This window comes from Streptomyces sp. cg40 (genome assembly GCF_050320165.1).
GTDB classification, from domain to species: domain Bacteria; phylum Actinomycetota; class Actinomycetes; order Streptomycetales; family Streptomycetaceae; genus Streptomyces; species Streptomyces hokutonensis.
The window spans coordinates 6,895,938-6,910,761 of the sequence record NZ_CP190128.1 but is presented as its reverse complement, the minus strand read 5'-3'; the positions used below and the strand labels follow the sequence as shown (position 1 = coordinate 6,910,761).

General features: G+C 71.2%; 12 protein-coding genes and 2 pseudogenes. 6 read left to right on the top strand and 8 right to left on the bottom strand.

What is annotated here, in order from left to right:
• Nucleotides 1-95: 95 nt before the first annotated feature.
• The 5 genes and pseudogenes from mmsA to iolC all read right to left on the bottom strand — a co-directional run bounded on the left by mmsA (nucleotide 96) and on the right by iolC (nucleotide 5,898).
• The gene (gene mmsA / locus ACQHII_RS31065) at nucleotides 96-1,598 is read right to left on the bottom strand and encodes a CoA-acylating methylmalonate-semialdehyde dehydrogenase (protein ID WP_427922376.1); all 1,503 of its coding nucleotides are present in this window, start codon (nucleotides 1,596-1,598) and stop codon (nucleotides 96-98) included.
• Nucleotides 1,599-1,612: 14 nt separating this feature from the next.
• A complete protein-coding gene (gene iolD, locus ACQHII_RS31060) occupies nucleotides 1,613-3,529 on the bottom strand; it encodes a 3D-(3,5/4)-trihydroxycyclohexane-1,2-dione acylhydrolase (decyclizing) (RefSeq protein WP_427922375.1) in 1,917 nt (638 codons plus the stop codon).
• A 137-nt stretch (nucleotides 3,530-3,666) separates the two neighbouring features.
• Nucleotides 3,667-3,768: pseudogene (locus tag ACQHII_RS31055) on the bottom strand (5-deoxy-glucuronate isomerase); the annotation flags it as partial.
• A 139-nt stretch (nucleotides 3,769-3,907) separates the two neighbouring features.
• A complete protein-coding gene (locus ACQHII_RS31050; protein ID WP_427925446.1) occupies nucleotides 3,908-4,777 on the bottom strand; it encodes a Cgl0159 family (beta/alpha)8-fold protein in 870 nt (289 codons plus the stop codon).
• Nucleotides 4,778-4,947: 170 nt separating this feature from the next.
• Entirely contained in the window at nucleotides 4,948-5,898 is a 951-nt protein-coding gene (iolC, locus tag ACQHII_RS31045) for a 5-dehydro-2-deoxygluconokinase (RefSeq protein ID WP_427922374.1), read from the bottom strand.
• 289 nt (nucleotides 5,899-6,187) lie between these two features.
• On the opposite strand from iolC, the gene ACQHII_RS31040 reads away from it, so the two are divergent.
• The 3 genes and pseudogenes from ACQHII_RS31040 to ACQHII_RS31030 all read left to right on the top strand — a co-directional run.
• Entirely contained in the window at nucleotides 6,188-7,021 is an 834-nt protein-coding gene (locus ACQHII_RS31040) for a helix-turn-helix domain-containing protein (protein ID WP_427925445.1), read from the top strand.
• Between the two features lie 440 nt (nucleotides 7,022-7,461).
• A complete protein-coding gene (locus ACQHII_RS31035; RefSeq protein ID WP_200711938.1) occupies nucleotides 7,462-7,662 on the top strand; it encodes a helix-turn-helix transcriptional regulator in 201 nt (66 codons plus the stop codon).
• A 119-nt stretch (nucleotides 7,663-7,781) separates the two neighbouring features.
• Nucleotides 7,782-8,122: pseudogene (locus ACQHII_RS31030) on the top strand (GNAT family N-acetyltransferase); the annotation flags it as partial.
• Nucleotides 8,123-8,135: 13 nt separating this feature from the next.
• On the opposite strand, the gene ACQHII_RS31025 reads toward ACQHII_RS31030, so the two are convergent.
• Both ACQHII_RS31025 and ACQHII_RS31020 read right to left on the bottom strand, forming a co-directional pair.
• Nucleotides 8,136-9,179, bottom strand: coding sequence for a zinc-dependent alcohol dehydrogenase family protein (locus tag ACQHII_RS31025; RefSeq protein ID WP_427922373.1), 1,044 nt, complete (start codon nucleotides 9,177-9,179; stop codon nucleotides 8,136-8,138).
• The gene (locus ACQHII_RS31020; RefSeq protein WP_427922372.1) at nucleotides 9,148-11,439 is read right to left on the bottom strand and encodes an MMPL family transporter; all 2,292 of its coding nucleotides are present in this window, start codon (nucleotides 11,437-11,439) and stop codon (nucleotides 9,148-9,150) included. The genes ACQHII_RS31025 and ACQHII_RS31020 overlap by 32 nt, the downstream gene beginning before the upstream one ends.
• A 168-nt stretch (nucleotides 11,440-11,607) precedes the next feature.
• Here ACQHII_RS31020 and ACQHII_RS31015 point away from each other — a divergent pair, with 168 nt between their 5' ends.
• Nucleotides 11,608-12,276 (top strand): TetR family transcriptional regulator, encoded by a 669-nt coding sequence (locus ACQHII_RS31015; RefSeq protein WP_427922371.1) that lies wholly within the window; start codon nucleotides 11,608-11,610, stop codon nucleotides 12,274-12,276.
• Here the strand turns inward: ACQHII_RS31015 and ACQHII_RS31010 are convergent.
• Nucleotides 12,254-13,465 (bottom strand): cation:proton antiporter, encoded by a 1,212-nt coding sequence (locus tag ACQHII_RS31010; protein WP_427922370.1) that lies wholly within the window; start codon nucleotides 13,463-13,465, stop codon nucleotides 12,254-12,256. The two genes, ACQHII_RS31015 and ACQHII_RS31010, sit on opposite strands and share 23 nt — an antisense overlap.
• 61 nt (nucleotides 13,466-13,526) lie before the next feature.
• On the opposite strand from ACQHII_RS31010, the gene ACQHII_RS31005 reads away from it, so the two are divergent.
• Entirely contained in the window at nucleotides 13,527-14,477 is a 951-nt protein-coding gene (locus ACQHII_RS31005; RefSeq protein WP_427922369.1) for a PrsW family intramembrane metalloprotease, read from the top strand.
• An 83-nt stretch (nucleotides 14,478-14,560) separates the two neighbouring features.
• A complete protein-coding gene (locus ACQHII_RS31000) occupies nucleotides 14,561-14,800 on the top strand; it encodes a heavy-metal-associated domain-containing protein (protein ID WP_427922368.1) in 240 nt (79 codons plus the stop codon).
• The last annotated feature ends 24 nt before the right edge of the window (nucleotides 14,801-14,824 follow it).

The following is a 14,824-nucleotide window of genomic DNA, read 5'->3' as shown; positions in this document are numbered from 1 at the left end:
CCGGTTCGGGTTCCTACGGTAACCGCAGCCGTCGTAACGAAAAAATGGGGCCGTCCGCAATACGGACGGCCCCGTTCAGCGCTGCTGAAGACTGCTCAGTGGTTGCGCGGGAACCCGAGGTCCACGCCCGTGGGGGCGTCGGCCGGGTCGGGCCAGCGGGTGGTGACGACCTTGCCGCGGGTGTAGAAGTGCGTGCCGTCGTTGCCGTAGATGTGGTGGTCCCCGAAGAGGGAGTCCTTCCAGCCACCGAACGAGTGGTAGCCCACCGGGACCGGGATCGGGACGTTGACGCCGACCATGCCGGCCTCGATCTCCAGCTGGAAGCGGCGGGCGGCGCCGCCGTCGCGGGTGAAGATCGCGGTGCCGTTGCCGAACGGCGAGCTGTTGATGAGGGCCACGCCCTCGTCGTAGGTGTCGACGCGCAGGACGCAGAGGACCGGGCCGAAGATCTCGTCCGTGTAGGCCTTCGCCGACGTCGGCACCTTGTCGAGGAGGGAGATGCCGATCCAGTGGCCGTCCTCGAAGCCCTCGACCGTGTAGCCGGTGCCGTCGAGGACCACTTCGGCGCCTTCCGCCGCCGCGCCCGTGACGTAGGACGCCACCTTGTCGCGGTGCACGGCGGTGATCAGCGGGCCCATCTCGGACGTCGGGTCGTTGCCGGGGCCGATCTTGATCTTCTCGGCGCGCTCGCGGATCTTCTCGACCAGTTCGTCGCCGATGGAGCCGACCGCGACCACGGCGGAGATGGCCATGCAGCGCTCGCCCGCCGAGCCGTAGGCGGCGGAGACGGCCGCGTCGGCCGCCGCGTCCAGGTCGGCGTCGGGCAGGACCAGCATGTGGTTCTTGGCGCCGCCCAGGGCCTGGACGCGCTTGCCGTTCGCGGAGGCCGTGGTGTGGATGTAACGGGCGATGGGCGTGGAGCCCACGAAGGAGACCGCCTTGACGTCCGGGTGTTCGAGGAGGCGGTCCACGGCCACCTTGTCGCCGTGCACGACGTTGAACACACCGTCCGGCAGGCCCGCTTCCGCCAGCAGCTCGGCGATCTTCAGGGACGCCGACGGGTCCTTCTCGGAGGGCTTGAGGACGAAGGTGTTGCCGGTCGCGACGGCGATCGGGAACATCCACATCGGCACCATGGCGGGGAAGTTGAACGGCGTGATGCCGGCCACGACACCCAGCGGCTGACGGATCGACGCCACGTCGACGCGGCTGGCGACCTCTGTCGACAGTTCACCCTTGAGCTGCACGGTGATCCCGCAGGCCAGGTCGACGATCTCCAGGCCGCGCGCGACCTCGCCCAGCGCGTCGCTGTGCACCTTGCCGTGCTCGGCGGTGATCAGCTCGGCGATGGCGTCCCGGTTGGCCTCGAGGAGCGCCCGGAACTTGAAGAGGATCGTGGTCCGCTTGGCGAGCGAGGAGGTGCCCCAGGTCGCGTAGGCGTCCTTGGCGGCGGCGACGGCCGCGTCGACCTCGTCGACCGACGCGAACGCGACCTTCGTGGTGACCGCGCCGGTCGCCGGGTCGGTGACCGGCCCGTAGTTCCCCGACGCGCCTTCGACGGTCTTGCCGCCGATCCAGTGGTTGACGATCTTCGTCATGCCCAGTTGCTCCTTCACAGATGGCGGCGTCGGGTGGTGACGTGCCGTTCGTACAGCTCACGTGCCTTGACCGCGGACGATCGGGCCGCGGTCTCGGCCACAGGAACATCCCACCAGGCCTGCGCCGGAGGCGCGCCCGACACAGTGTCTGCGGTTTCGGTCTCCACGTAGACACAAGTGGGAGTGTCCGCGGCCCGCGCCTCGGCGAGCGCCGTACGCAGGTCACGGACGGTCTTCGCGCGCAGCACGCGCATGCCGAGGCTGGCCGCGTTGGCGGCGAGGTCGACGGGCGGCGGGGCGCCGGTGTAGGTGCCGTCGTCGGCCCGGTGCCGGTAGGCGGTGCCGAACCGCTCGGCGCCCACCGACTCCGACAGGCCGCCTATGGAGGCGTACCCGTGGTTCTGTATCAGCAGCACCTTGATCGCGATGCCCTCCTGCACGGCGGTCACGATCTCCGTCGGCATCATCAGATACGTGCCGTCGCCGACCAGCGCCCACACCGGCCGGGCCGGCGCGGCCAGCTTCACACCGATCGCGGCCGGGATCTCGTAGCCCATGCAGGAGTAGCCGTACTCCAGGTGGTACTGGTCGGACGACCGCGTCCGCCACAGCTTGTGCAGATCGCCGGGGAGTGAGCCGGCCGCGTTGACGAGGATGTCCGACTCGTCGACGATCTCGTCGAGTGCGCCCAGGACTTGGGGCTGCGTGGGGCGTACGTCGGGCTCGTCGGCCTCGTAGCAGGCGTCGACGCGCTGTTCCCAACGCTCCTTGTCCTCGCGGTACTCGGCGATGTACGACGCGTCGACCCGGTACTCGTGGCGGCCCAACTTCTTTGCCAGCGCGGCCAGTCCGCCGCGGGCGTCGGCGATCAGCGGCTGTCCGGCGAGCTTGTGGCCGTCGTACGGGGCGATGTTGAGGTTGAGGAAGCGGACGCCGGGGCGTTCGAAGAGGGTGTGGGAGGCGGTGGTGAAGTCGGTGTAGCGGGTGCCGATTCCGATCACCAGGTCGGCCAGGCGGGCGAGTTCGTCGGCGGTGGCGGTGCCGGTGTGGCCGATGCCGCCGACGTCCTGCGGGTGGTCGTGGTTCAGGGAGCCCTTGCCGGCCTGCGTGGAGGCGACCGGGATGCCGGTGGCGGCGGCGAATTCCGCGAGGGCGGCTTCGGCGCGGCTGTGGTGGACTCCGCCGCCCGCGACGATCAGGGGGCGCTTCGCGGCCCGAACAGCCCTTACCGCCTCGGCGAGTTCGGCCGGATCGGCGGCCGGTCGCCTTACGTACCAGACGCGTTCGGCGAAGAACTCGTCCGGCCAGTCGTGCGCCTCGGCCTGAACGTCCTGCGGGAGAGCGAGAGTTACCGCTCCGGTCTCGACGGGGTCGGCGAGGACGCGCATGGCGTTCAGGGCTGCGGGGATCAGCGCTTCCGGGCGGGTGATCCGGTCGAAGTACTTGGACACCGGGCGCAGACAGTCGTTGACCGACACATCGCCCGCGTACGGGACTTCGAGCTGTTGGAGCACCGGGTCGGCGACCCGGGTGGCGAAGGTGTCGCCGGGGAGGAGCAGGACCGGGAGGTGGTTGATAGTGGCGAGCGCGGCGCCGGTGACGAGGTTGGTGGCGCCGGGTCCGATGGAGGTCGTGACGGCGTGCGCGGACAGCCGGTTCGACTGCCGCGCGTAGCCGACCGCCGCGTGCACCATGGACTGTTCGTTACGGCCCTGGTGGTACGGCATGACCGGTGACGCTGGGGATGTCTCCCCGCCGGGCACGGTGGCGTACTCGATGAGCGCCTGGCCGAGCCCGGCCACATTGCCGTGGCCGAAGATGCCCCAGGTCGCACTGATCAACCGCCGCCGTACGCCGTCGCGTTCGGTGTACTGGGCGGACAGGAAGCGTACGAGCGCCTGTGCGACCGTGAGCCTCGTCGTTGAGGTCATCGGTGTTCCTCCGTGTGTTCCGGGTGCAAGCTGATCCGCCACTCCGGTACGGCTGCGCGACCCCGTCCGACTCGATGCCCGGGGCCGGGAACCTCGGTGCGCATGCTCCAACACGCAGGGTGACCAGTCGTGTTGGAGACCTCCGGCGCGGGGCCGTAGCGAGCGGGGAGTCGTCGCTCGCACTTCGCTCCTGCCAGGGCGAAGCGGCCTCCCGCGCCGGAGGCGTTCTGGGCCCGGGCGAACATGCTTTCCCCACCCGGGAGTTGGACCCTCAAGTCCACGAGTCGGACCTTTTGGTCCGCAATTCGCACGGTACATCCACCGCCGATCGGAAGCACGATCCGGTGCTCGTCACCGGCGGCCGTCATCAGCCGGCCCTCACAGCAGCCCCACGGCGGTGTCGACGGCGGCGGCCACATCTCCGTCCGGCGGATAGAGCAGCGAACGGCCGACCACCAGGCCCCGCACGGTGGGGAGTTGGAGGGCGCCGCGCCACTTCTCGTAGGCGCCGTCCTGGTCGTCACCGACCTCGCCGCCGAGAAGGACGGCGGGGAGGGTGGAGGTCTCCATGACCTGGGCCATGTCGTCCGGGTTCTCGGTGACCGGGAGCTTGAGCCAGGTGTAGGCCGAAGTGCCGCCCAGGCCCGAGGAGATGGCGATGGACTTGATGACGGCCTCGGCACTCAGATCGTTCCTCAGCCTGCCCTCGTCGGTGCGGCGGCTGATGAACGGCTCGACGAACAGCGGGAGTCGGCGCGCGGCCATGTCGTCGATGGCGCGGGCGGTGGACTCCAGGGTGGTGAGGGAGCCCGGGTCGTCGTAGTCGATGCGCAGCAGCAGCTTGCCCGCGTCGAAGCGGAGCCGCTCGATGTCCTCGGCGCGGTGGCCGGTGAAGCGGTCGTCGAGCTCGAAGCGGGCGCCCTGGAGGCCGCCGCGGTTCATCGAGCCCATGACGACCTTGCCGTCGAGGGCGCCGAGGAGGAGCAGGTCGTCCAGGATGTCGGCGGTCGCGAGGACGCCGTCGACGCCGGGGCGGGACAGCGCCAGGCAGAGGCGTTCGAGCAGTTCGGCGCGGTTGGCCATGGCGAGCTTGCGGTCGCCCACGCCGAGTGCGCCGCGGGCGGGGTGGTCGGCGGCGACAATCATCAGCCGGCCGGCGTCGTTGAGCAGCGGACGCCGGACGCGCCGGGCGGCGGCCTCGGCTATCGCCTCGGGGTGGCGGGCGCGGACGCGGACGAGTTCGGAGATGTCGACGCGGGGGCCGGTTCCGGTGCCGGCACCTGCGCCATGGCCTGTGTCGTGACCGGTGAGGCCGTCGTCGCCGTCCTGGTCCACATGCGCGTGCGTCACGCCGGCCTCGTCCCTCGTTCCGTCCCCGCCCTCGCGTTCGTGCTCCGCGCCCGCCACGCGGCCGGCCCTCACAGGACCGCTCCGGCCGCGATCGCGCCCTCGACCTCGGCGACCGTGGGCATCGCGGACGAGCACTCCAGGCGCGAGGCGACGATCGCCCCGGCCGCGTTGGCGTGGCGCATGATCTTCTCCAGGTCCCAGCCGGCCAGCAGACCGTGGCAGAGCGAGCCGCCGAAGGCGTCACCCGCGCCGAGTCCGTTGAGCACGTTCACGGGCAGCGGGGGCACCTCGGCCGACTCGCCGTCCCGGTTGACCGCGAGGACGCCCTTGGGGCCCTGCTTGACCACGGCGAGTTCGACACCGGCGTCCAGCAGCGCGCGGGCGGCGGCGTGCGGCTCGCGCACTCCGGTGGCGACCTCCACCTCGTCGAGGTTGCCGACCGCGACGGTGGTGTGCCGGAGGGCCTCCTCGTAGAACGGGCGGGCCTCGCTCGGGTCCTTCCAGAACATCGGCCGCCAGTCGAGGTCGAAGACCGTCGTACCGGACTTGGCGCGGTGCGCGAGCGCCGCGAGGGTCGCCGTACGGCTGGGCTCCTCGCTCAGGCCCGTGCCGGTGATCCAGAAGATGCGGGCCCCGTGGATCGCGTCCAGGTCGAGCTCGTGGGCGTCGATCTCCAGGTCCGGGGCCTTGGGCTGCCGGTAGAAGTACAGCGGGAAGTCGTCCGGCGGGAAGATCTCGCAGAAGGTGACCGGGGTCGGGTGGTCGGCGACCGGGGTGACCCAGCGGTCGTCGACGCCGAAGTCGCGCAGCGCCTCGTGCAGGTAGGTGCCGAAGGGGTCGTCGCCCGTGCGCGAGACCAGGGCGACCTCGCGACCCAGACGGGCGGCGGCGACGGCGACGTTCGCCGCGGAGCCGCCGAGGAACTTCCCGAAGGTCGTCACCTGGGGCAGCGGCACGCCCGTCTGGAGCGGATAGAGGTCCACCCCTAGCCGCCCCATGGTGATCAGGTCGTACGCCATCGACTTCCCCTTTATTTCGGCTCTCCACGGTTTCTAGTCCCGGGGGCCGAGCCCTGTCAATGTTTTGTCCGGACATTCGGACGAGACGGGTGGAAGCGGTTGCTTGTCGGGGGCTACAGCCCCGCGCCCCTTACGGGGCGCTCCAGACCCGTAGGACTATGCGTGGATGTCTGTTGCTGTGCGCGTTCGTACCGGGCATGGGCCCGGTGGGTCCTGGGAGACCGTGCTTGGGGTGCCGCATCCTCGGCTGCGGCCCGGCGTCATCAGTTATCGCGGGATTCGGCTTGCCCTGTCGGGGCCTCGGGCTCGACTGGAGGCGCCGATCGGGGCCGCGACGCTGCTTCTCGGGTTCGAAGGGGTCGTCCGGATCTCGCGGGCGGGGCGGGAATCGGCCACGCTGGGATCCGTCTTCTGCGGGCCTACGACCACTGCGGCGCTCGGTGAGCACAGTGGGCGGCTCGCGGGGGTCGAGGTGCTGTTGATGCCGTGGGCCGCGTTCACGCTGTTCGGTACGGCTCAGCACGAGCTCGCCGACCGGGTGGTGGACCCCGACGAACTGCCGCACGCCCTCGGCTCCCGCTGGACCGGCATCGGTGAACTGGCCGCCGCGCTGGCCGCGCTGCCGACCTGGAGCGCCCGGTTCGGACTGCTGGACGAGGTGTTCACCCGCTGGTCGGCGGCCGGTACGCCGAGTTCGGCGCGGGTGGAGCGGGCCTGGTCCGAGCTGGTGCGGAACTGGGGCGCCGTGCCGGTACCCCGGCTCGCCGACGAAGTGGGCTGGAGCGTACGGCAGTTGGAGAACCGTTTCCGGGAGCAGATCGGACTCGGTCCCAAGGCCGCGGCCCGGGTGCTGCGACTGCAACGCGCCCGGCGGCTCCTCGCGGCCGGCCACAGCCAGGCGGAGACGGCGGCGGTCTGCGGTTTCTACGACCAGGCGCATCTGAGCGGCGAGTTCAGGGCGATGACGGGATGCACGCCGGGCCAGTTCATGGTGGGCCGGGCGACTCCGCCGGTGACGCAGCCCGGGATGCCGGCCGGGGACCGGATGACCGGCGAGGCGACGAGTCTGCTGGTCGCTCCCGGTCGGGGTGCGGATTTCTCCAAGACCGGCCGGGCGCGTTGATGCAGGCTGACCACCTGGCCGGTTGATCCCCGGGGACGCGCAGGCCTCCGGGGACCGGCCGGTTCGGGGGATACGGGGGATACGGGGGATACCCCCGGGGGGGGCGGGGAAGCCGGTGGGCCGGGCCCGGCGCAGCGGGTCCGGCCCACCTTGCTGCGCGCCCTCTCTTTTCGGTCAGGTGCCGGCCCTTCCGCCAGGTGTCAACGCGCCGCGCCCGCACGCCCGCGTGCGCCTTTGCGTCACTTGCGTCACAAAAGCCCCCCTCGCGTCACACATGTCGCGTGTACGCGGGTCTTGGGTCACACCCGCCCCACAGGCACTGCCTGTTCCTCACTCTGTGTCGTTGACCGGGCACAGGCTTTGTGATCGCCAGCGCAGCGCACGGCTCCCCCGACGGCCGCCCCCGGCCGCCGCCGCGGCGCGCGCAGGGAGGTGCACTGATGACCGACCGACGGCTCTGGTCGTACAAGGAAATCGCGGCCCACATCCGGGTCCAGCCCGACACCGTCCGCTCCTACCGCAAGCACGGCCTGCTGCCCCCGCCCGACCACGTGGAGAGCGGCAAGCCCTACTGGTATGCCGACACGGTCCGGGCCTGGGTGGCCGCCCGGCCGGGCAACCGGGGGCGCAGGGAGGACTGACCCGAGCCGGTGCGGTGACGCGGTGCCGGGTGTCCGTCCGGTGCCGCGCCGGTCGCTTCGGCTGTGCCTGCGGGTGAGGCGATTCGCTTGCCCGCGCGGCCGGCCACCGCCGAGGATCCATCGTCGGCTTCGCCTTCGAGTCGTCGGCCGAACCGACACCGGCGCGGCTGGGCCCTGGCACGGCCCCCGGGCCGACCGACCCGACCGCCTCGACCTCGCCGTCACCGACCCCGCCACCGGTGAACTCCTCGGCGAGGTCGTCCTCCCCGAGTGGGATCCCACCGCCCGCAGCCGCACCTTCCGCACCCTCATCGGCCCCCGGGGCCGCGGCCGGGGCATCGGCACGGAGGCGACGCGACTGATCGTCGGCCACGCCTTCGAGCAACTGGGGCTGCATCGGATCCAGTTGGAGGTCTACGGCCACAACCACCGGGCCCACCCGGTATCGCGTCGGTGCGGTCATGGCCCCGCCCTCACCGCCACGGCTCGATGACCGTCACCCCCGCTCCCGGTGCCGTGCCCATTGCCGCGAGGGCGGCCGGGGTCTCCTCCAGGGTGATCGTGGACGTGGTCAGGAGGTCGGGGCGGAGCACTCCCGAACGGACCAGTTCCAGCATGGGCGGGTAGGTGTGGGCCGCCATGCCGTGGCTGCCGAGCAGTTCGAGTTCCAGGCCGATCGCGCGGGCCATCGGGACCGGGGTCGTACCGGAGGCGGAGGGGAGCAGGCCCACCTGGATGTGGCGGCCCCGGCGGCGCAGGCCGTTCACCGACGCGGCGCAGGTCGCCGGTGAGCCCAGGGCGTCCAGGGAGAGGTGGGCGCCGCCGCCCGTCAGCTCACGGATCGCCGCCGCCGTGTCCGGATTGCTCGCCCCGTCCACGCACTCCGCCGCCCCGAACTTCCTTGCCAGGTCCAGCGCTTGGGGCGAGATGTCGACCGCGACGACTCTGGCTCCGGAGGCCGCCGCGATCATCACCGCCGACAGGCCGACTCCGCCGCAGCCGTGCACCGCGACCCACTCCCCCGCGGCGACCCGGCCCCGCTGCACCACCGCGCGGAACGCCGTCGCGAACCGGCAGCCGAGCGAGGCCGCCGTCGCGAAGGACATTCCGTCGGGGATCGCCACCAGGTTCACGTCGGCGTGGTCCAGCGCCACGTACTGGGCGAAGGAGCCCCAGTGCGTGAAGCCGGGCTGGGTCTGGCGTTCGCACACCTGCTGGTCGCCGGCCGCGCATGCCCCGCAGGTTCCGCAGGCGCACACGAACGGGACGGTGACTCGGTCGCCGGGGTGCCAGTTGGTCACCCTGGTGCCTACCGACTCGATGACGCCGGCGAGTTCGTGGCCCGGTACGTGCGGGAGTGTGATGTCGGGGTCGTGGCCCTGCCAGCCGTGCCAGTCGCTTCGGCACAGGCCTGTGGCCTGGACCCTGACAATCACGCCGTGGTCTGCGGGGTGGGGGTCGGGTACGTCTCGTACCTCGGCGGGGTCACCGTATTGCTCGAACACCACCGCTTTCATTCAAACTCCCATCGCCGTTTTCGTCTGCGGGTGCGTTGTGGCTGGTCGCGCCCCGCGGCGGAGCCGCATGTCGATACTGCCCCGCGCCCCTAAGGGAGTTCTCTCCTCCCTCACTTACACCGAACCGGTCGTGGAAGCGTCGCAACGGACCCGGTGCCCACCAAGTCGCCCGTCCCGTCAGTCTCATCACCGCCGGTACCAACAGACTCCTGACGATCATCGCGTCCATCAACACCGCCAGCGCGATGCCCAGGCCCAGCATCTTCGTGTTCGTCACCCGGGACGTGCCGATCGCGACCATCACCACCGCCAGGATCACCGCTGCCGCCGTGATCAGGCCACCCGTGCGCTGGAGGCCGTGGCGGATCGCCTCGTCGTGGTCGCCTGTGCGGTCGTACTCCTCCTTGATGCGGGAGAGCAGGAACACGCCGTAGTCCATGGAGAGTCCGAAGGCGACGCAGAACATGAGGACCGGCAGGGTCGTCTCTATGGAGCCGGTGCTGGTGAAGCCCAGGAGGCCGGAGAGGTGGCCGTCCTGGAAGACCCAGACGACCGCGCCGAACATCGCGGTGAGGCTGAGCGCGTTGAGCAGGACCGCCTGGAGGGGGATGACCACGCTGCCGGTCAGGAGGAAGACCAGGAGCAGGGTGACCACGGCGATGAGGCCGGCCGCCCAGGGCAGGCGGCTCGCTATCGCGTGCTTGGAGTCGACCAGGACGGCCGCCGTGCCGGTCACCTCGGTGGTGAAGGGGGCCTTCGTGGCGCGCAGGTCGCCGACCAGGCGCTGGGCCGTGGTGTCGACCGCCTCGCCCTTGGGGAGCACCGTGAAGTACGCCGAGTCGCCCTGGACGACCGGGCCGTCCACCCTTACCACCTCGGGCAGTTGGGCGATCCTGGTCTTGTACGCGGTGTACTGCGCCGGTGTCGCCCGCCCCTCGGCGAGTACTTCGAGGGTGCCGCCGGGGTTGCCCGGGAAGCCGTCGCGGATGTGCTGCTGCACGACGTGGGACTCGGCGCCCGAGGGCAGTTGGCGGTCGTCCGCGGTGCCGAACTTGACGCCCAGGAAGGGCAGTCCGAGGAGGACGAGGACGGCTGTGGTGGCTAGGGCGAAGAAGGGGGCCCGCCGCATCACGAGGGTCGCCAGGCGGGCCCAGGCCGTGCCCTCCTCGCCGGAGCCCGAGGCCTTCGCCGGGCGCCCTCGGCGGAACAGGCGCCGTAGATCGAGGGAGTTGACCCGGTGGCCGAGCAGGAGCAGGGCCGCGGGGAGGAGGATCAGGGCGGCTGCCGCCGCCAGGAGGACCACGGCGATGCCCGCGTAGGCGAAGGAGCGCAGGAAGTACATCGGGAAGACGAGCATCGCGGCCAGGGAGACCGCGACCGTGAGGGCGGAGAAGAGCACCGTGCGGCCGGCCGTGCGCAGGGTGGTGGCGACGGCGGGCAGCGGCTCGGCGCCGGTGGACAGTTCCTCGCGGAAGCGGCGGACGATGAACAGGGCGTAGTCGATGGCCAGTCCGAGGCCCAGGGCCGTGGTGAGGTTCAGCGCGAAGACGGAGACGTCGGTGAACTCCGTGAGGCCGCGCAGCACCGCGTTCGTCCCGAGGATCGCGACGATGCCGATGCCGAGCGGGAGCAGGGCGGCGATCGCGGAACCGAAGACCATCACCAGCAGGAGGAGGGTCACCGGCAAGGCGATCATCTCGGCGCGGGCGAGGTCCTCCTTGATGGTCGTCTGCATCTCGTGGCGCACGGCGACGATGCCGCCGACCTTGACCTTCACCGGGCCGTGGGTGCCGCGGAGGGCGGGCGCGATGCGGTCCAGGGTGTCGGTCGTCGTCTTCTCGTCGCCCGTGAGGTGGGCGGCGATCAGCGCCTCGTGTCCGTCCTTCGCGCGCAGGGCCGGGGACTTGGTCCCCCAGTAGGAGCCGACGCCCGTGACGCCCCGCTCGCCGGTCAGCCGGGCGGTGAGGCGGGCGGCCTCGGCGGCGACCGCCGGGTCGTCCACCGAGGCGGCGCCGGAGTCGACGAGGAGCAGGAGGTTGGGCTGGGAGGCCGGGAACTCGCGCTCCAGTGCCTTGGTCGCGTACGTCGACTGGGCCGTCGGATCCTCCCACCCGCCGCTGCCCAGTCGGTCGGCGACGCCGCTGCCCGCCACCACGGCGAGCGCGGTGAGCACCAGGGCCACGAGCAGCGACAGCCGGGGGCGGGCGGTCACGAAACGTGTCCACCCTCCGAGGCTCGGCGGGCTGTTGACTTCGGTCATCGCGCGGTGCTCCCCTTCACCATGACCCGTGCCTGCGCGCAAGCAGGTGGCAGGGGTCGGCATTGCCATAGAATGACAAACACGAGAGATCGCTCGCGTTTCGCCAGAATCAGAATGCGAGTGACCGCTCGCGTTTGTCAACGCCGTTCGGAGAGCTGGGGATAACTCGTGTCCGTGGACCAGGAGAAGGCCGGCCCCCGCCGCCAGGCCCGCGGCGAGCGCCGCATCGCCCAGCTGCTGGAAGCCGCCGCCAACGTCTTCTGCACGACGGGCTACACGGCCTCCAGCACCAACGCCATCGCCCGCGAGGCCGGCGTCTCACCGGGCACGCTCTACCAGTTCTTCCCGAACAAGGAAGCAATCGCGATCGAGCTGGGCGACCGGCTCATCCACCAGATGCGGGAGACCACCGGCGAGGCGCTCGCCGCGGTCGACCCGGCGACCCCGCTGGAGCAGGCGATCGGCACCGTCGTCGACCGTTTCACCGCCTTCAGCTGCCAGCACCCGGTGTTCTTCGCCCTGATGCACGGCCCGGACATCCCCGGCCGGCTGACCGAGGAGCACGACGCGCTGCACGCGCACCTGCTCGGCCAGGTCGAGGCGCTCATCGCCGCGTTCCTGCCCGGCGCCCCCGCTGCCGACGTCACCCGTACAGCGCACCTGTGCCTGGGCCTCTACAAGGCCGGCCTGGAGCTGGTCCTCTCCCACGAGGGCGACGAACGCGACGCGTACATCCGGGAGTTGAAGAACGTCCTGATCCGCTATCTGGAACCGCTGCTCGCCGAGTACAGGGACCCCCGGGCCGCCGCGGACCTCACCACGACTCGGACCCCCTGACGGCCCCTTCCGCCCGTTCGGCCGCCCCCGCCCGCTCGCCCCGCATCCGCAGCGCGACCAGCGGGAACACCAGCACCGACACCATCGCCGCGCCGACCAGCGCCGCCGCGTCCGCCGACTTCAGGACCTTGTCGTCGACCCCGATGGTGGTGATGGCGACGACCAGGGGCAGCGCGGTGGAGGCGAGGAGGGTGAGCGCGCGCCGGTCCCGTCGCAGGAGATCGCGCGGGGCGAGGACGTACACCGGAAGGCCGCGGACGAGGACGAACAGCGCCAGGAACACCGGGAGGAGCAGCAGGGCGTGCCCCCCTGACAGCAGGGCGTCCAGGTCGAACTCGATGCCGGTGACCACGAAGAACACCGGCACCAGGAAGCCGAAGCCCATCGCCTCGACCTTCTCCAGGACCGAACCCGCGCTCTCCGGGGCGGCGCCGTGCAGCACCAGCCGGGTGATCAGGCCGGCGGCGAAGGCGCCCAGGAGGGTGTCGAGGCCGAGGACCTGGGCGATGCCCAGCATCACCGCCAGGAGGAGCACCACGAGCCGTACGGCGAACTGGCCGCTGCTGTGCAGGGTCTTGGCGATCACCCGGGAGAACCACGGCGGACGCGGGCGCAGCGCCCACCACACCGCCCCGGCGGTGAGGAGCGCGAACGCGGCCAGCAGGGCCGTGGAGCGGCCGGGCGCGCGCCCGCTGAGCAGCAGGGCCATGGCGATGACCGGGCCGAACTCCCCCACCGCGCCGAACGCCAGCATCACGGAGCCGAAGCGCGAGTGCAGGTCCCCCGCGTCGCGCAGGACCGGCAGGACCGTGCCCAGGGCGGTGCTGGTGAGGGCCGTACCGACGTAGACGCCCTTGGACCAGCCGGCGATGAGGGTGGCCAGGGCGAGGCCGAGCGCGAGGGAGATCAGCCACGCGCGTACCGACCGTTTCAGCGTGTCGCCGCGGATCCGGTCGAACTCGATCTCGTACCCGGCGAGGAAGATCAGCATCGTCAGACCGAGGTCGGACAGGGTGTCGATCACCTGTCCGTCGCCCGCCCAGCCGAGTACGTCGGGTCCTACGAGGATGCCCAGCAGGATCTCGAAGATGACCAGCGGGACCGGGAGCCACCGGCCGATCCCGTAGGCCAGCAGGGGTGCCAGTACGGCGATGGCCATGATCAGGACGAGCGTCCCGGACTGCGACATGAGGCGTATCTACCATAAAGTGCCGGTAAATCTGCCCTGTAGAAGTACGAGGGGATTTGCCGTGACCTACTCTCCGCCGCCCGGCGCGCCCCGGGCCCGTATCCCCGGGCCGCAGCAGCCGCCGCCGACGTACCCCCAGATCCGCACCGGCCTGTGGAAGCACTGTCTGGGCGGCGGGCTGGCGCTGTGGGCGCTGACCGCGCTGGTCACGTACGAGACGCGGAACACCACCCTGCTGCCGACGCTGATCCTGCTCGGCAGCTTCCTGGTGCCGGTGACCTTCGTCCTGTGGGCGTACGAGCGGCACGGGCGCGACCTCGGCGTCAGCGTCATCCTGGGCTGCTTCCTGACCGGCGGCACGCTCGGGGTCCTGGGCGCCTCGGTGATGGAGTACTACCTGCTGCACCCCTCCCTGGGGATGTTCGTCGGCGTCGGGCTGATCGAGGAGGCCGCGAAGCTCGGGGCGCTGATGTTCGTGCTGCGCCGGCAGCCGCGGCTGCACGGGATCCGCGCGGGGCTGGTGCTGGGCGCGACGGTCGGCTTCGGTTTCGCGGCCCTGGAGAGCGCCGGGTACGCCTTCAACGCGGCCGTCTCCACCAAGGGCATCGATCTGCGCGCGCTCCTGGAGACCGAGATCCTGCGCGGGGTCCTCGCGCCCTTCGGGCACGGCCTGTGGACGGCGGTCGCGGGTGCGGTCCTGCTCTCCTACCGGCAGCTGAACGGCCGCTTCCGCTTCACCGGGTCGGTCGTCGGAACGTATCTCGGCGTCTCGGTGCTGCACGCCCTGTGGGACTCGACGCACGGCATCGCGATCTGGCTGGTGGCCCGACTCTCGGGCGCGGGCCTGGACAGGCACCTGTTCGCCCAGGGGTACATCCCCCGGCCGACCGACCAGCAGGAGCACCTCTTCACGATGTTCTCGGTGGGCGGGATGGCCCTCGTGGCGCTGCTCGGCGTCGGCTGGGTGCGGTCGCTGGCCCGCCGCGACCCCTCTTGGAGAAATACCCCCTAGGGGTATACTCTGGGTTCCAGAGTGAGCCACCGTGGGCCACTCCGACCCCAACTGCCTCCACACGCCTCCACGAGGAGAACGACATGAGCGCCCAGACCGACACCCAGGGTTCCGTCACCACCGTCTACAAGGTGAGCGGGATGAGCTGCGGGCACTGCGAGGGCTCCGTCTCCGGCGAGATCTCCGGGCTGCCCGGCGTCAGCTCGGTGAAGGCCGTCGCGTCGAGCGGCGAGGTCACCGTCGTGTCGGCCGCCCCGCTCGACGCCGAGGCCGTGCGCGCGGCCGTCGACGAGGCCGGCTTCGAGCTCGTCGGCCAGGCCTGAATCAGCACCGGTACGACACTTCCG